This window comes from Oscillatoria nigro-viridis PCC 7112 (assembly GCF_000317475.1).
GTDB lineage: Bacteria > Cyanobacteriota > Cyanobacteriia > Cyanobacteriales > Microcoleaceae > Microcoleus > Microcoleus nigroviridis.
The window spans coordinates 6544185-6567261 of sequence record NC_019729.1; the positions used below are offsets into that span (position 1 = coordinate 6544185).

General features: G+C 44.1%; 23 protein-coding genes. 12 read left to right on the top strand and 11 right to left on the bottom strand.

Annotation, left to right across the window (positions count from 1 at the left end; genetic code table 11):
- The first annotated feature begins 193 nt into the window (after positions 1–193).
- Positions 194–601 carry a hypothetical protein gene (locus OSC7112_RS27335; RefSeq protein WP_015178920.1) on the top strand — a complete coding sequence of 136 codons (408 nt, stop codon included), beginning with the start codon at positions 194–196 and terminating at the stop codon, positions 599–601.
- Positions 595–3138: a serine/threonine-protein kinase gene (locus tag OSC7112_RS27340; RefSeq protein ID WP_015178921.1), complete on the top strand. Its 2544-nt coding sequence runs from the start codon at positions 595–597 to the stop codon at positions 3136–3138. Before OSC7112_RS27335 ends, OSC7112_RS27340 begins: the two co-directional genes overlap by 7 nt.
- Before the next feature lie 243 nt (positions 3139–3381).
- Here OSC7112_RS27340 and OSC7112_RS27345 read toward each other — a convergent pair whose 3' ends face one another.
- The gene (locus OSC7112_RS27345; protein ID WP_015178922.1) at positions 3382–4794 is read right to left on the bottom strand and encodes a hypothetical protein; all 1413 of its coding nucleotides are present in this window, start codon (positions 4792–4794) and stop codon (positions 3382–3384) included.
- Positions 4795–4871: 77 nt separating this feature from the next.
- On the opposite strand from OSC7112_RS27345, the gene OSC7112_RS27350 reads away from it, so the two are divergent.
- Positions 4872–5897, top strand: a complete 1026-nt coding sequence (locus tag OSC7112_RS27350; RefSeq protein WP_015178923.1) for a hypothetical protein — start codon at positions 4872–4874, stop codon at positions 5895–5897.
- A gap of 167 nt (positions 5898–6064) precedes the next feature.
- Here OSC7112_RS27350 and OSC7112_RS27355 read toward each other — a convergent pair whose 3' ends face one another.
- On the bottom strand, positions 6065–6388 hold the full coding sequence (locus OSC7112_RS27355; RefSeq protein ID WP_015178924.1) for a TMEM14 family protein: 324 nt from the start codon (positions 6386–6388) through the stop codon (positions 6065–6067).
- Between the two features lie 126 nt (positions 6389–6514).
- On the opposite strand from OSC7112_RS27355, the gene OSC7112_RS27360 reads away from it, so the two are divergent.
- From OSC7112_RS27360 to OSC7112_RS27375, 4 genes are all read left to right on the top strand, one after another.
- Positions 6515–7819, top strand: coding sequence for an ATP-binding protein (locus tag OSC7112_RS27360; RefSeq protein WP_015178925.1), 1305 nt, complete (start codon positions 6515–6517; stop codon positions 7817–7819).
- A 238-nt stretch (positions 7820–8057) separates the two neighbouring features.
- Positions 8058–8504 (top strand): tellurite resistance TerB family protein, encoded by a 447-nt coding sequence (locus tag OSC7112_RS27365; protein ID WP_015178926.1) that lies wholly within the window; start codon positions 8058–8060, stop codon positions 8502–8504.
- 153 nt (positions 8505–8657) lie between these two features.
- Positions 8658–9083: an acyl-CoA thioesterase gene (locus OSC7112_RS27370; protein ID WP_015178927.1), complete on the top strand. Its 426-nt coding sequence runs from the start codon at positions 8658–8660 to the stop codon at positions 9081–9083.
- Between the two features lie 191 nt (positions 9084–9274).
- On the top strand, positions 9275–10246 hold the full coding sequence (locus OSC7112_RS27375) for a putative 2-dehydropantoate 2-reductase (RefSeq protein WP_015178928.1): 972 nt from the start codon (positions 9275–9277) through the stop codon (positions 10244–10246).
- A gap of 126 nt (positions 10247–10372) precedes the next feature.
- On the opposite strand, the gene OSC7112_RS27380 is transcribed toward OSC7112_RS27375, so the two are convergent.
- From OSC7112_RS27380 to menA, 6 genes are all read right to left on the bottom strand, one after another.
- Positions 10373–11794, bottom strand: a complete 1422-nt coding sequence (locus OSC7112_RS27380) for a 2-succinylbenzoate--CoA ligase (RefSeq protein ID WP_015178929.1) — start codon at positions 11792–11794, stop codon at positions 10373–10375.
- Positions 11795–11877: 83 nt separating this feature from the next.
- On the bottom strand, positions 11878–13014 hold the full coding sequence (locus tag OSC7112_RS27385) for an o-succinylbenzoate synthase (protein WP_015178930.1): 1137 nt from the start codon (positions 13012–13014) through the stop codon (positions 11878–11880).
- Positions 13015–13025: 11 nt separating this feature from the next.
- Positions 13026–13826 carry a 2-succinyl-6-hydroxy-2,4-cyclohexadiene-1-carboxylate synthase gene (menH, locus tag OSC7112_RS27390; protein ID WP_015178931.1) on the bottom strand — a complete coding sequence of 267 codons (801 nt, stop codon included), beginning with the start codon at positions 13824–13826 and terminating at the stop codon, positions 13026–13028.
- A gap of 27 nt (positions 13827–13853) precedes the next feature.
- Positions 13854–14264, bottom strand: a complete 411-nt coding sequence (locus tag OSC7112_RS27395; protein ID WP_015178932.1) for a retropepsin-like aspartic protease family protein — start codon at positions 14262–14264, stop codon at positions 13854–13856.
- A gap of 5 nt (positions 14265–14269) precedes the next feature.
- Entirely contained in the window at positions 14270–14515 is a 246-nt protein-coding gene (locus OSC7112_RS27400) for a hypothetical protein (RefSeq protein WP_015178933.1), read from the bottom strand.
- 142 nt (positions 14516–14657) lie between these two features.
- Complete coding sequence (gene menA, locus OSC7112_RS27405; protein ID WP_015178934.1) at positions 14658–15554, bottom strand: 2-carboxy-1,4-naphthoquinone phytyltransferase; 897 nt, start codon at positions 15552–15554, stop codon at positions 14658–14660.
- A gap of 449 nt (positions 15555–16003) precedes the next feature.
- On the opposite strand from menA, the gene OSC7112_RS27410 reads away from it, so the two are divergent.
- Positions 16004–17437: an isochorismate synthase gene (locus OSC7112_RS27410; RefSeq protein WP_015178935.1), complete on the top strand. Its 1434-nt coding sequence runs from the start codon at positions 16004–16006 to the stop codon at positions 17435–17437.
- A gap of 52 nt (positions 17438–17489) precedes the next feature.
- Here the strand turns inward: OSC7112_RS27410 and OSC7112_RS27415 are convergent, their stop codons facing one another.
- The gene (locus OSC7112_RS27415) at positions 17490–17789 is read right to left on the bottom strand and encodes an antibiotic biosynthesis monooxygenase family protein (RefSeq protein ID WP_015178936.1); all 300 of its coding nucleotides are present in this window, start codon (positions 17787–17789) and stop codon (positions 17490–17492) included.
- A 73-nt stretch (positions 17790–17862) separates the two neighbouring features.
- Between OSC7112_RS27415 and menD the strand changes: the two genes are divergently transcribed.
- Complete coding sequence (gene menD / locus OSC7112_RS27420; RefSeq protein WP_015178937.1) at positions 17863–19800, top strand: 2-succinyl-5-enolpyruvyl-6-hydroxy-3-cyclohexene-1-carboxylic-acid synthase; 1938 nt, start codon at positions 17863–17865, stop codon at positions 19798–19800.
- 121 nt (positions 19801–19921) lie between these two features.
- Here menD and grxC read toward each other — a convergent pair whose 3' ends face one another.
- The gene (gene grxC, locus OSC7112_RS27425) at positions 19922–20236 is read right to left on the bottom strand and encodes a glutaredoxin 3 (protein WP_015178938.1); all 315 of its coding nucleotides are present in this window, start codon (positions 20234–20236) and stop codon (positions 19922–19924) included.
- A gap of 264 nt (positions 20237–20500) precedes the next feature.
- On the opposite strand from grxC, the gene OSC7112_RS27430 reads away from it, so the two are divergent.
- On the top strand, positions 20501–20716 hold the full coding sequence (locus OSC7112_RS27430; protein WP_015178939.1) for a hypothetical protein: 216 nt from the start codon (positions 20501–20503) through the stop codon (positions 20714–20716).
- Between the two features lie 173 nt (positions 20717–20889).
- On the opposite strand, the gene OSC7112_RS27435 is transcribed toward OSC7112_RS27430, so the two are convergent.
- A complete protein-coding gene (locus tag OSC7112_RS27435) occupies positions 20890–21741 on the bottom strand; it encodes a helix-turn-helix transcriptional regulator (RefSeq protein WP_015178940.1) in 852 nt (283 codons plus the stop codon).
- Positions 21742–22165: 424 nt separating this feature from the next.
- On the opposite strand from OSC7112_RS27435, the gene mntA reads away from it, so the two are divergent.
- Both mntA and hepT read left to right on the top strand, forming a co-directional pair.
- Positions 22166–22621, top strand: coding sequence for a type VII toxin-antitoxin system MntA family adenylyltransferase antitoxin (mntA, locus tag OSC7112_RS27440; protein ID WP_015178941.1), 456 nt, complete (start codon positions 22166–22168; stop codon positions 22619–22621).
- A complete protein-coding gene (gene hepT, locus OSC7112_RS27445) occupies positions 22618–23046 on the top strand; it encodes a type VII toxin-antitoxin system HepT family RNase toxin (protein ID WP_015178942.1) in 429 nt (142 codons plus the stop codon). The genes mntA and hepT overlap by 4 nt, the downstream gene beginning before the upstream one ends.
- Positions 23047–23077: the final 31 nt, after the last annotated feature.

The following is a 23077-nucleotide window of genomic DNA, read 5'->3' on the forward strand; positions in this document are numbered from 1 at the left end:
GCCCGCAGCGAGGGGCAAGACCCCTCACCCAGACAGCGACCGAAAAGCCGAGGATAGATATCAGTTGTCAGAGGAGAGTGCAATGGGCGAATTTTTTACAGCCGATGTGTTTGCGAACACGATAGCGGTACTCGGCGCTTTGGGTTTTTTCTTGTTGGGATATCAAGCTTTGCAGATGTTGAAAAGATAAAGTATGTCAGAACACAGATGTTGCACCATTGTCAAGAACGGGCAAGATGCCCGTTCCACAAAAAATGAGTTTTCTTGTGGAACAGGCATCTTGCCTGTTCCTAAACAAGTAAATGAGAATGGTGCAATATCTCAGTCAGAAGTCAGAAGTCAGAAGTCAGAAGGAAAGAAGTCAGAAGGAAAGAAGTCAGAGGGAAGTCGTCCGATGGAAGTCGGAATAAGGAAAGAAAGAAGAAGGAAAGAAACAACTATTCCGAATACCCAATGCCCTGTTTTGCCAAGGCCCAATGCCCTGTTTTGCCAAGGCCCAGGAACACCTAATTTACCTGAAAAAGGCTATATAACTGACTCAACAGTGCAACTGTTTCTTGCGAAAATCAACCAAAAAAAGGCTGCGTTATTATCATGGTGAGCCAACTTTTAGATGGACGCTATCAAATCATTGAAGTCATAGAAACAGGAGAATTTGGACAAACATATCTTGCCAAAGATATTCGCCGTCCGGGAGAACCGCAGTGCTTTGTCAAGCACCTGCGTCCCGGTACTACCGAACCGAAATTAATTAATACTACGCGCCGTCTTTTTCAAAAAGAAGCAGAAGTTCTAGAAAAGCTCGGTCAACACGACCAAATCCCTCAGCTATTCGCTTATTTTGAAGAAAATGAAGAATTTTTCTTAGTTGAATCCTTTGTTGCCGGTCACTCGCTATCAACGGAGATTGTACCGGGCAAGCCTCTAAGCGAAGAAAAAATGATTGCTTTGCTGAAGGAACTGTTAGAAATTTTAGTGTTCGTACACGGACAGGGGGTAATTCACCGAGATATTAAGCCTGCAAATTTAATCCGCCGCTATTCAGACAACAAGTTAGTTTTAATCGACTTTGGCTCGGTGAAAGAAATTCACATCGCTCAAAGACAAGCGCCGGTAACTGTGCGGATTGGCACGCTGGAATATATGCCCATCGAACAATTTCAATACAACCCGCAACTCAACAGCGATATCTACGCTTTGGGAATGATTGGCATTCAAGCAATGACGGGTTTGCCGGCTTATGATTTGCCGAAACTGCGGGATTTGAAAAATTCTAATAAAGGCGAAATTGTGTGGCGGCATTTAGCCACGTGTTCCCAAGCGCTGGCCGATGTTTTGGACAATATGGTGCGCTACGATTTTCGGGAGAGGTACCAGTCGGCGGCGGAAGCTTTAGCAGATTTGAGGAAAATTGGCGATCGCTCGCGGGCGCGGATTCCCAAGCTAACAATATATCGCGAAGAAGTCGATCGGCGCAGCAGCAGCCGGGGTGATATTACGGTCGTCGGTCGGAGAATATTAGATGAACTGCGCGTCAGTTTGGAATTGCTGCCAGAAGAAGCAGAGGCGATTGAAGATGAGGTATTGAACCCTTACCGGAAATACAGGGAAAAAGGCGAACGCTACGAACAATCACTGCAAGAAGCAATGCAGCAAGAATATCCCTTTTCTCAGGAAACTCGCGACGAATTAAAACGCTTGCAGCAAGTTTTAGGGCTTACCGACGAAGATGCCGCGAAAATCGAAGAATTAGTCATTCCTAAATCTTTATTTGCTAAATTGTACAAGGCGATCTCCACAGTTTTGGAGGGACACCGCAACCCCAGCGGGCCAGCAGCCAGCAGCGCCCCTCACCTGGAATTGCAGGCAAGTCCGGCCGTATCCCCGCAGGTAAATCTCAACGGAAAAACCGATTTCTCGTTAGCGCAGCCCGCGCCTACGGGGGCTGCGCTAACGGAGAGGATCGCCAGCACAGCAGCGATTGTCCCCAAAGAAACTCGCAAATTCAATCCTTATCTCGCCGGGGCAACAATGGCGGCTATCTTAGCTGCGATCGGCGGAATTTACGGATATCTCAAGTGGCAAGAATGGCAGCAGCGAGCCCAAAAAGAATCCCAACAGATCAATCAAATTGAAGCTCTTTATAAAGCCAGCAATTATGAAGGCTGCATCAGCCAAATACCAACAATTGCCAACACTTCCAGCAGCTATTCGTCCGCTCAGAAGTTACAGGAACAGTGCCAATCAGGTCTGCGGTGGAAGAACGCCAAAGTCAAAAATTTCGCTCAGCATTCAGATGCCGTTGGGTCTGTTGCTTTCAGTCCAGACGGCTTAATGTTAGCCAGCGGTTCTAAAGACAAAACCATCCAAATTTGGGATTTAGCTACAGGCAAGTCGCTCCGCACTTTTCCAGGAGATTCATCGACAATTTGGTCGGTTGCTTTTGACTCCAACGGTACGAAACTGGCTACTGGAACCGGTTTTTGGCGAGTCATGCTGTGGGATTTGAAAACAGGCCAAGTGATTCGCAGTCTCGACCACAGTGCTTCTGTTTGGTCTGTCGCTCTCAGCCCCGACGGACAGCTTGTCGCTAGCGGTAGCGGAGACAAAACCACAAAGATTTCGGATGCAGCAACTGGCAGTGTGATTCAGAATTTACCCGACCATACAGATTTTGTTTATTCTGTTGCTTTCACTCCAGATGGAAAAAGTTTGGTTAGCGCTTCTAAGGATAAAACAATTACAATTGTTGATGTAGCAACGGGGAGGTTGCTAAAAACTCTTCAGGGACACGGCGAGCCGGTGAGGTCAATTGCTATTAGCCCCGACGGCAAGACAATTGTTAGTGGTTCTTACGATGAAAGTATTAAAATCTGGAATCTCGAAACAGGAGATTTAATTCGCTCTATCAAGGGACATTCTGACGATATTGTCTCGGTTGCTATCAGCCCGGACGGGAAGTTTATTGCCAGCGGGAGCAAGGATAAAACTATTAAAATTTGGGATTTTGCTACGGGAGAATTGCTGAATACTTTGACGGGACATTCCGATGAGGTTTATGCGGTGACTTTTAGTCCCGATGGTAAAACTATTGCTAGCGGTTCTAAAGACAATACTATTAAGTTGTGGTTGAGGTAATACGATTTTAGATTTGAGATTTTAGATTTGAGATTTTAGATGGGATTGACTTACTGCATAATGCTTGGGAACTTCCCTACCGTTGCATTTTTTTTGAGGAACTGGTGTAATATCAATTCCGGTCGATTACCCCTAATACGGTAGGGGCTCCCCTCACCAAAAATATCTGCCAACAATCTCCCATCTCAAAAACCCGCCCTTTTAATCGCTAGATCGTACATGATATCATTAGCCATTGGTCATTTAACTGGTATAGTTCAGCTCGTTTTTTAAGGTGGGGGGAAAGTGCCAATAAGGCGTTTCGAGTTCGTCCTCAGTTGGATAATTTTCAGTTGAGTTCTCTCGGATTTGAAAAAAGTAGTAGAGGTTAGCCACAGTTAAATCGGATATTTCTTGCCAATTCGAGGCAGCTAAAGCTTGATAGCCAGTAGCGATCGCCTGCTGGCTGACATAAACTTCGTATCTCCGGCGGATTTCCGGCGACACAGCGAAGGTTAGCTGGTCGCGCAAGGATAGAAAGTGAGACTTTTGCTTTAAACTTTCATAAAGTGAAGGTTCCGCAGCTAATACCGCGAATGTAGTGTACACGCTGCTTTTTAAACTATCGCCGGTGAGTTTATCTAAACTAGCTAACTGGTGCTGCTCTTTTGGAGACAAAGTTTGCATCCAATCAACCTCATTTTGCCAAAATTCTATTATACTTAAATCATGACCGAGAATCCTAGTAACTTCGGGAAATAAAAAATCTAGTTCGGGTTCGGATTGACATCCTTTAACAACAGTTAGAAGATTTTGACAAATTTTTGATTGGAGTTCCCGCAGGCGATCGCTCACCATATCGTAGGCGCGCTGCAAGTGAAACGTGACCCCGATCGCCTGCTCGATCGCCCAAACACATTCCATTTGCCTGAGCTTTCCGGCAGAACAGAGATCCTCCAACAAACTAGGATTATCATAAATTTTTAAAGCATCAAACAGCATATCCCGCCCGCTATTAATTTCGGAATTCCGAAGTTTAATATCTGGCACTGTCAGGGCTGACTGACAGCGTTTGATAGCTTTAGAAAAAATATCGTAACCGTTAACCAGTTTCTGGCGGTGCATTTCAAAACTTGAGTCGTGCGCCACCTTAAAAATCTGCTGGATCACCTCTACTCCCCTATCTTTGAGGATGTGTCTGAGATCGATAAATCCGTCTTTAATTTTTAGCTTCTGGTGCTTTGCCTCTGCTCGGATTTTTAATACTTGGTTGAGGTTTACTGCTGACAAAACTGTGCTGGATACAGCGCCAATACCAATGACAGCAGCAGTCGCTTGCATCACGGCCAAATTAATTTTCAGAGAGTTAAGCATTCTGTATATTTTTTGAAACCCCTGATGAGTTTGAGCAACCTGCAACGGCGCCTGTGTCACGTACACGGGAGCTATCAGCGGCTGTATGGGGCCACCTCCGACTAACTGTGCGAGCAATCCTATAACTGTGCGCGAGGATAGAGTTTCACTTCTTGATTGATAAAAGATTTTTGCAATTTCCACAAACTCCCCTGTCACCGGATCTCTAGCTGCCGGGAGCAATTTTCCTGTTTTTGCAGCAGGCTGTACTAGGTTGCCGCTATTGAGTCGCGCCTGAGTTGCAGGGGTGAATATATAATCCATGTTGTGGCTCAGTTTCCATTCAAAAAGGCAGATGTTCTGTATTGTATGCTGTTTAGGGAAACGAGGGATGAGAGGAAATGAATGAGTATCTCAAGGCATTCCAGGCTATTACCCTGTTTAGCGATCGATTGTTGGCAGACGAATATCAATCCGTGGAGATTAAACAGTCAGCTACCCAACTCAGTTTAGATGTGGAACCTTGTATTGACGAAATTAAGCAATCTGCCATCAGACTCAAGGGGCTACTTCAGGTATGTTTCAAAGATGTATCTCAGGCTGAGGATGTCTGGAATAGCAAGCCGAGAATTGCTAGAGCATCGCCTGTTGATGTCTGGGAGCAAATTGGCGAACTAAGCGGATGCGATGTGAGAATTCGCAGTTTAGGAAAACAGGGAAAATATGATGCTGTTGTTAAAGTTCGCCAATCTTGGAGCGACAAGGCTACTAAGTTAAAAAATCAGTGGTTTTTGTGGGATAAAAACCCTCAAGGATTTCAAAGAAATACTATTGGTTTTTTTGACAAAGATAATTTGCACAAAGAGTTGCGGAATGAAGTGGATTCCCAGGCAGAGCGAGTGATTGTAATTATGGAGAATGAACTAAGTTTAATTTTTCAAGAATTACAATCTATTGATATAGAAAAAATAGAAGTTTGTATTGAATGCTTCGACCTAAAAACTCAGTATAAATTTAGAGAGCGACTACAATCAATAGGCAGGGAGATTGTATCGAAGTTTACGGAGCCACTGAAATATTTGCCGGATTCTTATATGAAGAGTTTTAAAGAAACGCTGAAAGAACCTGTAGAAACTCTGGTTCATAAAAGCAAGATGGGAATCAGTTTGGTCGATTTTGAATATTCCTGTAAAGTGATTGAATTAATCCTGGATAATGTGATTATAGCAATTTTCGAGGAGCGCATGAAACTGGCAATTCAAACAGTTGAAAAAGCGATTAAATTCTACAATAATTTTCTAGAGAAGCAGGCGCGGTATCAGAAAGAAACGCCAGAACAGCGAGCGGCGGAAAAAGATTGGATCGAATGCCAGCGGCAGCAACTCAGGGAAGTTCAGCAGTATGTTGATGCAGTCATCAATCATTAGTCATTAGTCATTAGTCATTGGTCAGTGGTTATTTGTTAGTAGTTATTGGTTATTGGTTATTGGTTATTGGTTATTAGAACGAACAACTAACAATTAACAAATAACCACTGACCACTAAAAACAGTCAACAGTCAACAGTCAACAGTCAACAGTCAACAGTCAACAGATTATTGATATTGACCGCTGATTTCGTAAACGATCGCGCCCAAAGACGCTAAGCTAGCTAAAATTAGCATTCCGGCCGGCATGAATTTTTGAGTTTTAACAAGGCGCACAATAAAGACTATTACTAAAACAGCGGAGATGGCTGCTGCTAATGTTAAACCCCAACTTTGTCCCATAAGCTGGGCGGTGCCGGCAAAAATTAGCAGCGAACCGCTAGTCAAGCCGGAAATGAGCGAGGCTTGGCTTTTGGCTTTGATATAACCCATGATGCCGCCAACCAGTGTTAAAATGCCGTAGCCGATCGCCGCTGCTGTCCCTAAATTCATTTTTAATCCTCCAGATTTCACTCTTTGCATCTAAGTTTATACAGCGAGACCTGCAATTGCGGTCACAAATTGTTAGAAAATTTATTAAAGCCAGTCAGGATATGTAACCGTTATACAATTGCCATTATGTCAGCCCTAACTTCTGGTGCGATCGCCCAAATCCGTTACCTCCAGCGCCAAGCAGCATCCCTGCTGCTGTACCAATCAGTTCTCAAAAGCCCCGCAGGTCAAGCTTTTCTCGATTTGCTGCAAGCCCTTCACCACAGCGAAGTCAGCGGTTTGGAATGTCAGGTAGCTTACGGGAACTGGTTCAAACTTCAGGCTGCTAAAAATTTAACCTGGAAAGATTCTCTGATTTCCGAAATTCTCAAAAACGAAAACCCCTTTTCACGCCGAGCACAGCAAACAGATTTTGCAAGTTTGCCGCCCGCTTTGGTGGAGGCCGCCCGACATGATTTAGAAGTGCTGCAAAATATTTACGAATGCAGCAGCGAACAGTTGAGCAAGTGGGTGCGGGTAGCGGGTCAACTTGACGCAGTGCCTCCGATTTGGCATTCAGAAACTGTAGCAGAACAGGGAGATTTGCCGCTGCACGGGAAACTAGAAAAATGGTCGAGCGCGGTGGAATCTTTAGCCGTTTATTACCGACAGTTTGGCACGGGTTTGTTTGCCGAATATCGCGCTTTTGCGTGGCGGGGAGGGGAGTTGGCGAATATTTCGCATCCCGATGGCATAACTTTAAAAGAGTTGGTTTGCTGCGATTGGCAGCGGGATGCTTTGGTGAAAAATACGGAGTTTTTGCTGGCAGGTTATCCGGCTTTGCACGTATTGCTGTACGGCAGCCGCGGTTCGGGCAAGTCTTCTTTGGTGAAGTCGCTGTTAAATGAATTTGGATCTCGCAATCTGCGCTTGATTGAAGTATCTAAATCGGATTTGCAAGATTTGCCGCTAATTGTCGAGCAGTTGCGGGGAGTTCCTCAAAAGTTTATTATTTTTGTGGACGACCTTTCCTTTGAGGAAGATGACGATGCTTTTAAAGCTCTGAAAGTTGTTTTGGAGGGGAATGTAACTGCTCGCTCTCAAAATGTGGTAGTTTACGCTACATCTAACAGGCGGCATTTAATTCGAGAGTTTTTTGACGACAGGCCTCGCCCCCGCGACGGAGACGAAGTTCACGCTTGGGATACTGTGCAGGAAAAACTTTCCTTTAGCGATCGGTTTGGCTTGACTTTAACTTTTGAACCGGCCGATCAAAACACTTATTTAACAATTGTCCGACATCTGGCAGAACTTGCTGGAATCAAACTCGCTGCTGAGGATTTGGAACACCGCGCTAAAGAATGGGCAACTCGTCGCAACGGGCGATCGGGCAGGACTGCGCGGCAGTTTGTTGATTTCCTGAAAGCAGATTTAGCCATTTTTCACAAGTAGATCGTCTGCGCTGGGAGGGCGGGTTTTACCTGAAATATGGGAAGGCAATTCATGAGCTGAATAAACCCGCCACTGCAGCGCCTAAGAGCGAAAGAAAAATTCTTAAGTTTTTCATAATTTTATTGATAATAAATGACTAAAAAAATTTGATATAATTATCAAAATCCCCAAAGAAACATCCAGAGCCAGAACCCATCCTGACTCCATAAATCGACCACTAAATAATGAGGAAAATATCATGGGTTTATTTGATAAAGTATCGCAGACTCGCCAAGAAACGGAAGTAACGTTAGGGCCTGCCGAATCATTTGCGGCGATCGCGCTAATTGCTGTAGCAGCCGACGGTTACATCAATGACAGCGAAAGTAAAGCGATTAGCATGACGCTATCTCGGATGCAACTGTTCCGCAGCTATCCCGATGACGTGATGAGAAAAATGCTCGATCGCCTGCTGATGATTATGCAACGGCAAGGAGTTGAGGTACTGTTTAATGCCGCTTTGGCAACGCTTCCCGACGAACTTAAAGAAACAGTTTTTGCTGTCACAACTGATATCGCTTTAGCAGATGGCGAGGTTTCAGAAGAAGAAGAACAACTTTTGAACGATCTTTACAGTGCATTGGGAATTTCCGAAGATATTGCCCTCAAGATTATAGACGTGATGTTGATTAAGAACAAAGGTTAAGAAATCAGGGGGAGGAGTGAGTAGAGCGAGTTTTACAATATAAAAAATTAGCGCCTGCTTACTTAGCTGATAACTTCTCCATAAGTGCGGGTTTACCGATATGATGGTTAGTAAAAGTGCGATCGAATTTGCGATCGCCCGTTACTACCTCAAATGCCTTTCACTTACACCCGCACTGTCCGCTTTCAAGATACCGATGCTGCTGGAGTCGTTTACTTTGCTAACGTTTTGGCGATGTGCCACGAAGCTTACGAGGCATCTCTAGCAGCATCTGGAATCAATCTCAAAGCATTTTTCAGCAATCCCGAGGTTGCCTTTCCCATAATTCATGCTAGTGTAGATTTTTATCGCCCAATGTTTGCGGGCGATCGGCTGATAATTCAATTGACGCCCAAACAAGTTACTGGCGATGAATTTGAAATTGCCTATCAAGTATTTTCTGAGGAAGTTGCAGGAAGAAGCGCTGCTAAAGCTCTGACTAAGCACGTCTGCATCGATGCAGTTAGCCGAAATAGAAAACAGCTATCGGAAGACTTGATGCAGTGGATGAGGAAATTTGAAATTGAGATTTCAGATTAGTTTTATCTTTAAATAATAGCAGGGAATGACAGTCAGTCGATTTTAGATTTACTTGCAGCATTGAATCTGGGAGTTTCAACTTTGGTCTAAAATTTGGGACCGATCGCGACTTAAGTACGCGGCACGGTATCCGTTTTTGATCGGGGTCTAATTTCTTTTAGGTTGAGAATTTTTTCGGAGTTTTTGATAGTATGTCAAATCGCAATTATGCCATTGTGGGCACGGGAGCTTTAGGGGGATTCTACGGTGCTAGACTGCAACAAGCAGGTTTAGAAGTCAATTTTTTGCTTCGTAGTGATTACGATTACGTCAAAGAACACGGTTTGATTGTCGAGTCTCCCGAAGGCGACTTCACCCTCCCCCACGTCCGCGCCTACCACGACGCGCACAAAATGCCTCAGTGCGACGTAGTAATTGTAGCGCTGAAAACAACTCAAAATCACTTGTTGCCCAAAATTTTGCCTCCTTTATTAAAGGATAACGGCGCGGTTTTAGTATTGCAAAACGGATTGAATACGGAACCAGAAGTAGCTAAAATAGTCGGTGCAGAACGAGTAGTTGGCGGGCTGTGTTTTTTGTGTTCTTATAAAGTTGGCCCCGGTCACATCTGCCATCTAGATTACGGCACTATCACGCTCGGAGAATATGCCCAAGACTACAAAGCAATCGGTATTACTAATAGAATGCACCAAATTGCTAAGGATTTTAAACGTGCTCATATTCCTATTAAAATGAGCGAAGATTTGCTATTGTCAAGGTGGAAAAAGCTGGTTTGGAATATTCCTTATAACGGGCTGTCTGTAGTGTTGGATGCGAGAACTGACGAACTGATGGCTAATCCCGATACTCTGATTTTAGTTAAGGAAATGATGGGGGAAGTGGTAGCGGGAGCCAAAAGTTGCGATCGCATTATTCCCGATGACTTTATCCCACAAATGCTCGAATACACTCAGAAAATGAAGCCTTACCGCACGAGCATGAAAATCGATTATGATGAATCGCGGCCCCTAGAAGTTGAGGCGATTTTTGGTAATCCGATACGGGTGGCACAGCAAGCAGGTATTAAGTTGCCTCAAATAGAGGTACTTTACCGAATGTTGAAGTTTGTGGACGTTCAAAGACAAGAAGCAGAGAGGACGAGAAGGCTGTTAGGTTTGCACTAATTGGGAATTGGGAATTGGGAATTGGGCCGGGCCGGGGCGGGTTTGTGAGATTTCTCACTGGTGTTGTAGATATTAGTGAACCCGCCCCTACAGGAATTAATGTCAAATCCGGTTAATACTCTCGATTCACCGGCAATGACACATCGCAATTTCTTGCAATTGTTCTCGATTGACTTTGCCTTGAGAATTGCGCGGCAATTGTTCGACGACTACCCAATATTTCGGTCGCTTAAACTTGCTCAATTTATCTTCTATTGCCGCTTGCAGATTTTTGACAGTAACTTCGGAATTAGCGGGAACGTAGATAGCCGTAACGACTTGACCCCAATCTTTGTCTGGCAAGCCAATTACAGCAATATCCGCAACTAAATTAGTCGATCGCACAACGGCTTCAACTTCCGCCGGAAATACATTTTCTCCACCTGTGATAATTTTGTCGCTGCTGCGTCCGACGATATTTAAGTAGTTATTTTTATCAAAAAATCCCAAATCGTCTAATTGGAAATATTGGCTAACGCCAAATTGTTCAGGATAATAACCCAACGCCAAAGATTTAGCATTTACCGCAATATTTCCGATTTGATTGTCGCACAAAATATCGCCATTGGCACTGCGAATAGTTATTTGAGCGTGCGGTAAAGTTTGACCGGAACTGTTATTGCCAGCGAGAAAATCTTGGGGTTTTAGTGTAGCAATTTGCGAGGCGGTTTCGGTCATGCCATAACTGGGCGCTAATTTGATTTGATAGTTTCTAGCTGTTTCTAAAAGTTCCGGCCAAGCGGGAGCACCGCCCAAAAGTACGGCCCGAAACCGTCCCAGCCAATTAGCTGTATCTGGGTTTTGCAGCAGCCGTTGCAGTTGAGTTGGAACTAAAGAAATGAAAAATTCTTCTGGTTCGATGTCGCATATTTTACCATTTTCTAATTCTTTAAATGGCTGAATTGCCAGTCGTCCGCCGCTAGTAAAGGAACGCATAAATTGCATTAAACCGCTGACGTGGTATAATGGCAAAACGCAGAAAGAGTTGATTTTGTCAACTTGAAAATATTGTTGAAAACCTTGTACAGATGCCGTTAGTGTTTCCCAAGTGTGGATGGCAAAACGGATTTTTCCTGAAGAACCGCCGGTGGGAATCATGATTGTATCAAAACCGCTTTTAGTCTGCGAAGGGAATTCGCGGCTATACAAACGAAGTCCGCCTTCACGGACTGGGATATAGGGAGTGGTGGGAAGCGGGTATTGTCCTAAAAATATGTCTGGTTGGACTAAATCAAAGACTTGTTCCCATTCTGGTTTTACCCAGTTGGGATTGCACAGAAAAATCGGGCATTTGGTGGCGCGGGCGGCGGTGAAACTGGCAAGAAATTGCACTGGTTCTGGTTCGGCGAGGCAAATTTTTGGGGGTGTTTTTTGTGCGGGATTTTGGGTGATTTCTTGAAATAGCCGATCGACAATTCGGGCAAATTCGCGACTGTCACAACCGATAAGCCAATTATCAGGGAATCCAGACGCGATATCCAGGATATTTACTGTTAGATTTGTTGCCATAGATGCTTTCACCAAGTTTCTCGATTCAAAACAATTACCTAACCCGCTTGATTTAGTCGTGGGAGTAATCTAAAATCTAAAATCTAAAATCTAAAATCTAAAATCGAATGATTGTCATCGAACCAGGAATCGGTGCCGAACCCGAGTGCTCTCTTATTTAAAGACAATTGTGTTGCTAAATTTAATGCTGCTTGTCGGCCGATTTCGGTTTCAAATACTGATGAGAAAACAGCGTCTATATTGTGAGTTTGACAAAATTTTCGCAGTTGGGATGGAGAACCAGCAATCGCAGGTTTAATGACGAAAATGCCCCGCCAGCCTTGGCTGTAGCATTCTTGGATGCGATCGAGGTTGGCGGCAGATTCATCAAGGGCGATCGGAGTTGCATAAATAGCATTCAATTCTACCATTTCCTGAAACTGTGTTACTGGCAGCGGCTGTTCCAAAAATTCAATGTCTGCAGAAAAGTCGGGAGTTGCTTTTACCTTGTCGCAAGCTTCCAGCCATGTTGTAGCCTGCGAGTAACTGAGTCCCCCGTTGGCATCTAACCGCAAAAATGCCGATTCTCGATCGCACAAATTGTGCATTGCTTGGATTAGCTGCTGAAACATCTTTAATTCTTCCTCAATTGCAGCAACACCAATTTTCCATTTAAACGTGCGATATCCGTCTAACCAAAGTATTGGTAAAGCCTGCAAAGCTGTTTCACCTGCTGGCAATAAACCGCTGAACCGATTTTTTTCTTCCTCATTCCCAGCCTGTATCCATTGGTGACTGCTTAAGACTGAACCCGCAATCAATGTCGATTTTAGGCGAAGTCTAGATCCCCCTAAATCCCCCTTAGTAAGGGGGACTTTGAGAATATTTCTTGTCCCCCCCTTAGTAGGGGCGGTGCCCCCGTGCCCGCCCTTGATTAGGGGGGATCTAGAGTTTGATACTGCTGACTCAAAGCCAAATTGACAAGCCGGCAATTGGGCGGAAATAGCAAAAATCATCTCTTCTGAAAGATTAGCCGACAACGAGTTACAAAAATCTAAAGCTTGGTCAAAAGTTTCGGACCCAAACCAACTCAAAGGCGCAACTTCTCCCCAACCAATTCGACCATTTTCGCCAACAAGCCGCAGGATAATTCCTTCGCGAATATCCCAAATTCCGTGACTTGTTTGCAGCGGTCGCTTAAATTTTCGCTGATAAGTGCGAAACTCGAATTGATAAAGCATTAGTTTTTTAGTTAATCATAAAATTGTCTCACAACTGTGACAAACTTATCAATATTTTCCAAATGGATATTGTGACCAGCTTTTGGTACAATTTCCAGAAGAGCGGCCGGACACAATTTGGCAATTTCGGTATTTATAGTTGTAAATTTATCATCATATTCTCCCGCTAGCAAGAGGATAGGGATTTGATTTTGTGAGAGTTTTTCCCAGAGAGAGGGCTGGTTGCCGGTTCCCATGTTGCGGAGGGATTTGGCTAACTCTAAGGGATTGTTTGCTAAGCGGCTTTCTATGAGTTTGTCGAAGTTGGGAGAGTTTTTTAAAGATTTGAATAAAGGGCGATCGTACCAGTTGAATAAAAAATCTTTAATATTGCTATTTTCCAGCTTTTGTGCTAGCTGTAAATCGGCTTGCAGGCGGTGCGATCGCTCTTTTTCTGTTTTCAATCCCGGAGAGGCTGACTCTAACACTACTTTCTCGAATCTTTCAGGAAAATGTAATGTCATGTAAAGTGCCAATCGGCCGCCCATTGAATAGCCCAACAACAAACATTTGTCTATTTGTAAATCATCTAATAACTCGATTAATGCTTGGGCTGTATTGGTCATATTGTAGCAACTTTCGTCGCCGATTACTCTGGTTTCTCCGTGACCGGGAAGGTCAACTGCTAGACAGCAATAACTTTTAGATAGTAAGGAAATGACGCTGCTAAAATCTTGAAATTTTCCAGTGAATCCATGCAAAAATAAAATTGTCTGCTGATTTGTGTTACCATTTAAGGAATAGTGAAATTGATAATTTTTAAATCTCTCCATATACAATTCTTACTATAATTGCCGTATTTACTGAAATCTAATTTCCGCATCGCCAACAGAGATAACTGCGTGAAAACGAATGAGAAAGTCCATACCCAGAAGACCATCTATACGAACATTTGGCGGTATATCGTGGGCAAATACGTCAAAACTTTCTATTAGTTGACCCACGCAATTAAACCAAGATACATTAATTACAGGAACAGAGATTCTTCCTTGACCTGTAACTAATTCTTGCCTGCGTAGAGGATTGCGCGTATCGTAACCCAAATCCTCTAATGTTTTAACTGGCAATACTGTATAGCTGGCTCCCGTATCCACCAATAAACGCACCCGATACTCAGTAGCGTCACCATTATTTCCACCAATGGTTGCTTGCACCGCGAGCAAATTTCGTCCGTGACGCAATAAGCGATAAGCTTTTTGATAATCTGGCATTTTTGTTACAACATAGCTGCTAAGTCTTCAGGGATAGGGCCGGTGTATTCTATTGCCACCGATTTTCCCTTCCTTGACAAAGCATTATTGTAAAGCAAATCGCGATCCGGTGAGTGTGCTAAAACTTCACCTCGAAGTACATTCAAATCCTCATCCAGTTCAGTGTAAGCAATTAGCACCCACTCGCTAGGATATAAGTGGATAATTTCTTCTAGGCTCAGGATTTTGTCAATTTCTGTTTGCGTACTCATGCTTTTATTCTCCTTTTTTACGATTCAATATGAGGTACGGATTGCTGAATTAAACAAGATTTTGAGAAGTCACCAAACTCCACCAACTCTCTCAACTTAGCAAACCATACCTCCATTTTACCGTGATTCTCGATCGCCCGATCTACAAAACAAACCCCAACGCCAGCAGCAATCCGCTCGAAAAATGCAGAGTAACTGCGATAAACTTAGAGTTGCTGACCTTTCCCGGTTGGTCGTGATAGTCTGTGACATGGCGGCAAAGGTCGATCGCAAATGGCAAACTCCCAAAAATCAACAGCGTCCAAATTGGGAACATTCCCAAAGCCACAAATAGCACAGTCAAAGCATAAACGCTGCCGCACAACCACTGCAACAACTGAGCACCTTTTTTCGTACCGAGTCGAACAATCGGCGATTTTTTGCCGGCCGCCAAATCGTCTTCAACTTGATGAAAATGGGAACAAAATAAGATGATACTCGTTGTAATTCCCACGATTGCCGAAGCCGCAAAATTAGTGGCAGACCAAGTTTGAGTTTGACTGTAATAAGCAGCGGCTAAGGCTAGCGGCCCAAAGGTGAAAAAGCAGATGATTTCCCCTAAACCCTGATAGCCAAGACGAAACGGAGGCCCTTGATAAGTGTAGCCGAGAGCACAGCACAAAACTACCAGCAAAATTACTGTTGGGTCTTTTTGCCACCAGCTTATGGCGCAGATTCCCGACACTCCCACTGCTAAAAACAGATTTGCCAGCCCGAAAATTAAAGTTTTATTTCCGGTTAAATTAACTAGAGAATGCGCTTTGTTTTTATCGATGCCTGTTTCCGAGTCAAATACATCATTGCTGAGATTCAGCCATGCTATAATCAAAATGGCTGAAATTAAAAATGTCGAAAAAATTGACCAATTAATCGTTTGAGTTTCGGCAAAAGCAATTGCAGTTCCTACTGAAATAGGAATCACCGCAACGCTGTACATGGGCGGCTTGATTGCCGCCAGCCACAATTTACTATTTGGACGTTCAATTAACTTTGTTGTCATTACACAAACTTGATTCAATTGATAGCAGCGTAGTAATTTTACAATTTTATTGGTGAAGAAACTCTACTCTGTATCGGGTTGAGTGCCCGGGGGGCATCCGTTGAGAGGCTTTGCGGGCGATGGCGCGCCCGGTAATGCCCGTCTGCAAACCTCTGCGGGGTCGATCGCCTGAAAGTCGAGATTGAGTCGCTCAATCTTAAAGTTTTATGTCTAAATGTTTCGATCGATCGCGCGTTGGCGTTAGCTTTCGCGATCCGAAGGAAAGCCCGCCCCTACGGGGGCTACGCCAACGAAGAGGATCGTCTGTTTTTTGCCCGCCGCTGAGCCCAAACTTTCCGGGAAACTCGAAAGGTCATGTTTTGCGATCGCCCTCCCGTGCTTAGATCGAAATAGGGGTTCTAGCGGGACAAAACCGCACTCTTTCTGACAAATCTGCTATTCTCGCTTTCATGACAGTAATACCGCACCGCGCTAATCTTTTACAAGACCGCAATCAACTGCATCAGTTTCTGTTAGATTGCCAGCAGTCTTTAACCGACAAAGATCAAACAAAGATAGTTAGTATTTCTCAGGAGATTGCCCCCGTCGATCCGCTAGTTGTACTTCAAGAGATTTCCGAACCTTGCCAGCGGCACTTTTACTTTGAAAAAAGAGACCCGATTTCCGGCAACAGTTTTGCGATCGCCGCCCTAGATTCGACCATCCATTTAACAGTAGCCGGAACCGATCGATTTACCCTCGCTCAAAATTTTATTCAATCTTGTCTTGCCCGAACAATTACCATCGGTACAGAACGCTTGCCCTTCAGCGGGCCGCACTTTTTTTGTAGCTTTGCTTTTTTCGATGAGAATGTCGCCACCAATTCTTACTTTCCCCCTGGTCTCGTATTTTTACCAAAATGGCAGATTACTCGCTTGAAAGATAGTTGCACAATTGTTGCAAATGCCATCATAAACCGCGACCTAAATATTAAAATTATTACGGATAATATTTGGAAAAATTTTGATAAAATTGCGTCTATTCCTTACAAAAAAATAACTTTTCTGAGAAACAGTTCGATATTTTTAAAACAAATTCCTGTGAATGATGCCGCTCAATTTAAAACATCTGTCACGTCGGCTTTAGAATTTATAAAGTCTCAATATTTCAGTAAAATTGTTTTGTCCCAAGCAATAAATGTCATTTCCAAAACCCCTTTTAGTTTAATAAATTCCTTAAACAACTTGCGCCTTACTTATCCCGGTTGCTACGTATTTTCCACCAGTAACGGCCAAGGTCAAAATTTTATCGGTGCCAGTCCAGAACGCTTAATCAGCGTTCACAAAAATGAGTTAGTAACAGATGCCTTAGCCGGTTCCGCACCGAGGGGAAAAACAGAATCAGAAGATGCGAATTTAGGCAAAGGTTTACTCAACAGCGAAAAGGATATTCGAGAACATCTAGCGGTAATTGATTTTATAGTCGATCGCCTGTCGAGTCTCGGTATCAATCCCGAATTTTCTCCACTACCGAGACTGCTGCAACTGTCAAACATTCAGCATTTGTGGACGCCCATCAGGGCTAGAATTCCCCGTGATATTCATTTATTAAAGATTTTATCCCAACTGCATCCAACCCCAGCGGTGGCGGGCGTACCGAGAGATATTGCCCTCAAGCAAATTCGCGGCTGCGAAAGCTGCGATCGCTCTTTGTATGCAGCACCCCTCGGCTGGATCGATCGCACCGGCAACGGCGAATTTGCCGTCGGCATTCGATCGGCTTTAATCGACGGCGATCGGGCTATACTTTATGCTGGTGCTGGTATTGTTGCCGGTTCGGAACCAGAAAAAGAACTAGCAGAAATTCAACTGAAATTACAAGCACTTTTAAATGCTTTAGTTTAATTCAGCTAATTTACAGAATGTAGAGTTGTCTGGCTAATTGATTGAGTCTGTGTTAATGTTTAATTTTCACTTCCTCAAAATGTTCTACTATGGGAAAAGGATCGTAAAAATGGTGAAGCATTCTTTTCCACTCTTGATATTCAGCGGAATTCCTAAATTTAATTGTATGAGCTTCTAAATTTTGCCATCTCACCAATAATAGATATTTTCCTTGAACTTCTGTGCAGCGATGAAGTTCGTGAGATAAATAGCCATCTATAGACGCTATCAGACTGGAGGCTTCTCTAAAAGCTATCTCAAAATCCCCCTCACAGCCAGATTTGACATTCAGCACAACCGCCTCAAGAATCATAAAAATGTATCCTGACAATTATTTGGGTATAATATCGTAGCACAATACAAAGTTGAGCTACTCAGATTTAACAATGCCAATAGATTTTCGCAACACAAATACCGTCTGGGCTTCCGTATTAGCAGAAACTTTGCAGCGGTTGGGATTAACTACCGCCGTCATTTGTCCCGGTTCGCGATCGGCACCATTAACAATAGCTTTTGCCCAGAACAACAAAATAGAAACTCTGCCCATACTCGACGAACGTTCAGCAAGTTTTTTTGCATTAGGAATCGCCAAAAAATCCGGTTTACCAACCGCACTAATTTGTACCTCTGGAACCGCCGCAGCCAACTTTTATCCTGCGATAATAGAAGCCAGAGAAAGTCGAATTCCGCTGCTAATATTCACCGCCGATCGACCTCCAGAACTGCGGGACTGTCACGCCGGACAAGCGATCGACCAAGTTAAAATATACGGCAATTATCCGAACTGGCAAGCCGAATTAGCGATACCTTCTGCGTCCAGAGGAATGCTAGACTATCTGCGGCAGACGATCGTGTACGCTTGGGAACGATCGCAATTTCCAACACCAGGCCCCGTCCACCTCAACATCCCCTTTCGCGACCCGCTTGTACCAGTTCCAGACATAGCTGTAGAAGCTTTAGAAACACAATTCAATCCCGAAGATTTTTTTGCAGGATTAGAACCGATTTTCGCCGCAGAAACCTCTACTCCTCCCAGCCCCCCCTTGTTAAGGGGGGGAGAAGAAAGTACAATGCAACAATGGCAAAAGTGCGATCGGGGGATTATTATTGCAGGCGTTGCACAGCCCCAATTGGCCGAAAAATACTGTAGTGCGATCGGGCAAATTTCCAAATACTTAAATTGGCCAGTTTTAGCAGAAGGATTATCCCCAGTCAGAAACTACGCCCAACTAAACCCCCATCTAATTCCCACCTACGATTTAATCCTGCGAAACCGCGAACTAGCAGATAAATTAACCCCAGAAATCGCCATTCAAATCGGAGACTTACCCACAAGCAAAGAACTGCGAAACTGGTTAGATAAAACCCAACCAAAACGCTACATAATCGACCCCAGCCACCACAACTTCGATCCGCTACACGGCCAAACAATTCACCTGCGAACCTCCGTAGAAAATCTCGCAACTATATTAACTCAAGTCCCCCCCCTTATTAAGGGGGGGTTAGGGGGGGATCGAGCCCCTGCAACCCCTGCTATTTCCCCTCAAATCCCCCCCCTAAACAAGGATGAATCAACTCAAATCCCCCCCCTAAACCAGGGCGAATCAACTCAAGTCCCCCCCCTTAATAAGGGGGGGTTAGGGGGGGTTCCAACCTCACCCTCAAACGAATACCTCCAACTTTGGCGCAACACCGAAATCCAAGTCAGACAAACAATCGACAAAAAAATAGCAACAATTAACAACATAATCGAGCCCAAAGTTTCCTGGCTGCTTTCCCAAATTTTGCCGCCAGCAACACCGATATTTATTGCCAACAGTATGCCCGTCCGAGATGTAGAGTTTTTCTGGAAGCAGAACAACTTAGAAATCAAGCCGTTTTTCAATCGCGGCGCTAACGGTATAGACGGCACATTATCAACAGCGTTGGGAGTTGCTCACCGCAATCAAAGCAGCATCATGTTAACAGGCGATTTAGCATTTTTGCACGATACAAACGGTTTTTTAATGAAAAATAAATTTGTAGGCCATCTGACAATCGTATTAATTAATAACAACGGTGGCGGAATTTTTGAAATGTTGCCCGTTGCCAAATTTGACCCGCCCTTTGAAGAGTTTTTTGCCACTCCGCAGCAGATCAATTTTGCTCTGTTGTGTGCAACTTATGGCGTGAAACACGAGGTAATTGAGGATTGGGGACAGTTCAAAGAAAAATTAAATTTGCTGCCAAATAGCGGGATTCGCGTCTTAGAATTGCAAACAGACAGGCGATCGGATGCTAAATGGCGGCAAGACAATCTAAGTAAATTTGCCAAAGATTTGTAGTCAGGAATTTTGTCAATAAGCCTTTCGCGGGCGGGATCTTCGGCCCACCCCACAAGCAGAAAATTCACTCTTTGTGGAACAGGCATCTTGCCTGTTCTTGGGAATGCTGCAATATCTCAGTTTAAACCGCTGGTTGAGCTAGCAGCGGATCTAACTGTCCTTCTGCATCGAGTTTGTGAATGTCATCGCAGCCGCCTACGTGTTGGTTGTTAATGAAAATTTGGGGTACGCTGCGGCGTCCGTTAGCGCGATCGGCCATTGCCTTTCTAGCCGCTTCGTCGCCATCAATTTTGTATTCCGTGAAATTTACGCCTTTCCACCACAGCAAAGTTTTGGCGCGGATGCAGTAGGGACAGGTTTGCCAAGTATAGATTTCAACATTGGCTTTGATGCGATCGGGCTTGCGGCCCAAGATGGGATTGAGAAAGTCAAGCATTTTCGGTACCGGGGTAAAAATTAAACTGGTTGGGGGATTAACGATCATTTTAGCGAAATGCCGTCAGCCCCGCGTCCTACCCAAAAATCGGCGCGGGATGGAATTGCCTGTGGCCACCTGTGGCACTGTGACCCAAGTCACACATTTACTCTACTCGGATCACTGGCTTTCACCCTAGAGAATCACCTTCGCGGCCTCATTAATATCACCGATATTTAGAGGAAACCAGAAGATGATAAATATATCGAATTCAACCGCACTGCCATGCACCCCGTACAACTCCTCCCCGGCGCTATCTGTGAAATCCTCGCTTCTGTAACGGATACAGGCGTTTTGACTCTGGCCGATCGCTACGGTTTGATGGCCGCCACCTTCGACGACTCTCTGAATGACGAAGAGAGAGGCTGCGTCAACCGCTTGCTGCGGGCGGTTCTCAGAGGCCGAGTGAAAGTGGTCAACGAACTTTCAGCAGCATTCTAATGGGGATTTGAAGTTTTGTTCTGAAGGCAAGGTGAGTCAGCGGTAGATAAAAATAGTGGAAACTCAGGCAGGAATGGAAACAGCGGTAATTTGAATTCGATTTAAAGTTTTCTCCTCTAACTCAACAACGGTTTTTTTGTCAAAGCAGCCTTTACCGGCTGCTTTTTTTTGATCTAATCGCGGATTTCCAGGTTGTACTGGCGGCAGAGGTCGATCAGTTCTTGTTGGAAGCGATCGCGCACATTCTGGGGCGAGACAATCACGCAGTCTTTGCCGTACCGAAACACCTCTCGGAACAGCCAGAATCGGCTGGATACCCGCTTCACTACATGGCGCAGGTCTCCCACCATTTCATTTGCCACATCTTCATCCGGTTTGGATTCATAGTTTCCAGCCAATCCCCTTAAAAAATGTAAGTGTACTTCTAGATAGTCTATGGTTTCGCGCCATTTTTCACTTGCAGGTAACAAGTTAACAATCTTGTCTAAGCGCAAACACCGATTGTGAGCTAATTCCGGGATTTCTCTGGAGTCAGCATCGTCGCACCAGATTTCTAGGTACAGGCGCTTGTCGTAGAGGCGAATTTTGGCACTGCGGGCAGTAAATTCGCTCACTTTGTCTTTGCCTGACTGGTAAAACAGCCTGAACGGTTGGCGGTCGTCAATCAGTTGATTGAGTCGAAGCCGCCACGCTTCGGCAGTTTGGTTGACTTGTTCGAGCAACTTTTGCCGGAAAGGGGTTTCCAGATTGGCTTTGTCCAAAAGTAATGCCATGACGATCTGGGCGGCTTCGACTTCGCCAGAGTCGTTGAGGAATTTGACAGCTTTGTTCAATGATTGTACCTGCACTGAATTTAGGGTAAAGGGTTCGCCCACTTCGATTTTTTGTTGGGCGACCGCGACCAGTAACCCAGACACACTGGGACTTTTGCCCCATAAGATACCGAGGCGAAGGGCGATCGCCTCTAGCTGTTCCTTGGTTCCAGCCGGAATTGAAAGTGTAATTGTCTCTTTTTTGCGGGGCATTCAACAAAAGTGTAAATACATACTTGACATATTTGGTTTTCAATGCAAATATAATCTTAGTGCAATTACAAACCTCCCAGAGATAACGAAGGCTATCAAATTCAGTCCTGGACGCATGGGTAGTCAGAAACCGGGTTTTTTTAGGAAAATCCTTCGTTCTAGCCGACAGTTTGAGTAAAAAACCCGGTTTCTTTGGTTTTATGCGTTAAGGACTGAATTTGAGAAACGCCGCCTGAGCCGGCAGTAGCACGAAACCGATTGTTGCTGAACGGCGATAATCGGGTGTAATGCGATTTTGCGAGGCGTTGGGGGAAAATTTTCTTCCCATCTCCCTGTAAAGATAGAGTGCTAGAGACAAACTATTCTGACAACAGAAAATTTGCTGTCCTCGTCCTCGAATTTGTTTACTCTACAAAAGTTAACTATGCTCCAAATTTCCCCAACGCTGACTGAACTTCAGGAAATTGCTTCACAACTTCCCGAACAAATTCCTTACCTCAAAATGCTAATTCTCTTTGGTTCTCGTGCCAGAGGTGATACTCACGCAAAAAGTGATTGGGATTTTGCCGCACTTTACGATGAAAAGCTTAGGGAAGAATCTTGCAATAATCGAGGCTTTGCATGGTTTGAAGTTCCTGGCATTTTGGGTGAAGCTTTTAGCATTAACAGCGATGAAATTGATGTCGTTGAATTGAATCGCTGTTCCCCTCTGATTGCCAATTTTATTGCTCGTGATGGCAAACTTATTTATGAACAAGAATCAGGTCAGTTTGAGCAATTTGTCAAAACTCATCTGATGAACGAGCTGGAATTGCAAGAACTGGAACGTCAACTTTATCAGAGTATTGATGATTTTCTCAAAGATTGGAGGTCGGTATGAGTATTCAGAAAACAGTAGTTTTAACCAGACTCAAATTTATTGGAGAGTATCTGCTCGAATTGAGACGTTTTGAATCGATGAGCCTGGAAAATTATCTAGCTAGCTTCGATTCAAAAATAATTTCAGAAAGAATAATGGAGTTGATAGTTCAGGCAGCAGTTGATATTAACGAGCATATTCTGACCCGTGGAATGAAGGTTAACTCGGATAGTAATCGAGAATCTTTTGTTCAGCTTGGAAGCTATGGAATTATTACACCTGAAGTTAGTGAAGAATTAGTAAAATCAGCAGGTTTGCGTAACATTTTGGCTCATCGGTACTTAGAGATAGATTATGTAATGTTATTTAATTCCGTTCAAGTTGCTTTAATCTATTATCCGATTTACATAGAGCAAGTTGCTGAATACATTTCTCAAAAAAAATGAATAACAGCCAGTAACAATTCAGCGAACAACT

Excerpts from the sequence above, each read along its gene's own strand:
- OSC7112_RS27335 (WP_015178920.1), top strand. The coding sequence starts at position 194 with ATGTCAGAACACAGATGTTGCACCATTGTCAAGAACGGGCAAGATGCC.
- OSC7112_RS27340 (WP_015178921.1), top strand. The coding sequence starts at position 595 with ATGGTGAGCCAACTTTTAGATGGACGCTATCAAATCATTGAAGTCATA.
- OSC7112_RS27345 (WP_015178922.1), bottom strand. The coding sequence starts at position 4,794 with ATGGATTATATATTCACCCCTGCAACTCAGGCGCGACTCAATAGCGGC.
- OSC7112_RS27350 (WP_015178923.1), top strand. The coding sequence starts at position 4,872 with ATGAATGAGTATCTCAAGGCATTCCAGGCTATTACCCTGTTTAGCGAT.
- OSC7112_RS27355 (WP_015178924.1), bottom strand. The coding sequence starts at position 6,388 with ATGAATTTAGGGACAGCAGCGGCGATCGGCTACGGCATTTTAACACTG.
- OSC7112_RS27360 (WP_015178925.1), top strand. The coding sequence starts at position 6,515 with ATGTCAGCCCTAACTTCTGGTGCGATCGCCCAAATCCGTTACCTCCAG.
- OSC7112_RS27365 (WP_015178926.1), top strand. The coding sequence starts at position 8,058 with ATGGGTTTATTTGATAAAGTATCGCAGACTCGCCAAGAAACGGAAGTA.
- OSC7112_RS27370 (WP_015178927.1), top strand. The coding sequence starts at position 8,658 with ATGCCTTTCACTTACACCCGCACTGTCCGCTTTCAAGATACCGATGCT.
- OSC7112_RS27375 (WP_015178928.1), top strand. The coding sequence starts at position 9,275 with ATGTCAAATCGCAATTATGCCATTGTGGGCACGGGAGCTTTAGGGGGA.
- OSC7112_RS27380 (WP_015178929.1), bottom strand. The coding sequence starts at position 11,794 with ATGGCAACAAATCTAACAGTAAATATCCTGGATATCGCGTCTGGATTC.
- OSC7112_RS27385 (WP_015178930.1), bottom strand. The coding sequence starts at position 13,014 with ATGCTTTATCAATTCGAGTTTCGCACTTATCAGCGAAAATTTAAGCGA.
- menH (WP_015178931.1), bottom strand. The coding sequence starts at position 13,826 with ATGGAGAGATTTAAAAATTATCAATTTCACTATTCCTTAAATGGTAAC.
- OSC7112_RS27395 (WP_015178932.1), bottom strand. The coding sequence starts at position 14,264 with ATGCCAGATTATCAAAAAGCTTATCGCTTATTGCGTCACGGACGAAAT.
- OSC7112_RS27400 (WP_015178933.1), bottom strand. The coding sequence starts at position 14,515 with ATGAGTACGCAAACAGAAATTGACAAAATCCTGAGCCTAGAAGAAATT.
- menA (WP_015178934.1), bottom strand. The coding sequence starts at position 15,554 with ATGACAACAAAGTTAATTGAACGTCCAAATAGTAAATTGTGGCTGGCG.
- OSC7112_RS27410 (WP_015178935.1), top strand. The coding sequence starts at position 16,004 with ATGACAGTAATACCGCACCGCGCTAATCTTTTACAAGACCGCAATCAA.
- OSC7112_RS27415 (WP_015178936.1), bottom strand. The coding sequence starts at position 17,789 with ATGATTCTTGAGGCGGTTGTGCTGAATGTCAAATCTGGCTGTGAGGGG.
- menD (WP_015178937.1), top strand. The coding sequence starts at position 17,863 with ATGCCAATAGATTTTCGCAACACAAATACCGTCTGGGCTTCCGTATTA.
- grxC (WP_015178938.1), bottom strand. The coding sequence starts at position 20,236 with ATGCTTGACTTTCTCAATCCCATCTTGGGCCGCAAGCCCGATCGCATC.
- OSC7112_RS27430 (WP_015178939.1), top strand. The coding sequence starts at position 20,501 with ATGCACCCCGTACAACTCCTCCCCGGCGCTATCTGTGAAATCCTCGCT.
- OSC7112_RS27435 (WP_015178940.1), bottom strand. The coding sequence starts at position 21,741 with ATGCCCCGCAAAAAAGAGACAATTACACTTTCAATTCCGGCTGGAACC.
- mntA (WP_015178941.1), top strand. The coding sequence starts at position 22,166 with ATGCTCCAAATTTCCCCAACGCTGACTGAACTTCAGGAAATTGCTTCA.
- hepT (WP_015178942.1), top strand. The coding sequence starts at position 22,618 with ATGAGTATTCAGAAAACAGTAGTTTTAACCAGACTCAAATTTATTGGA.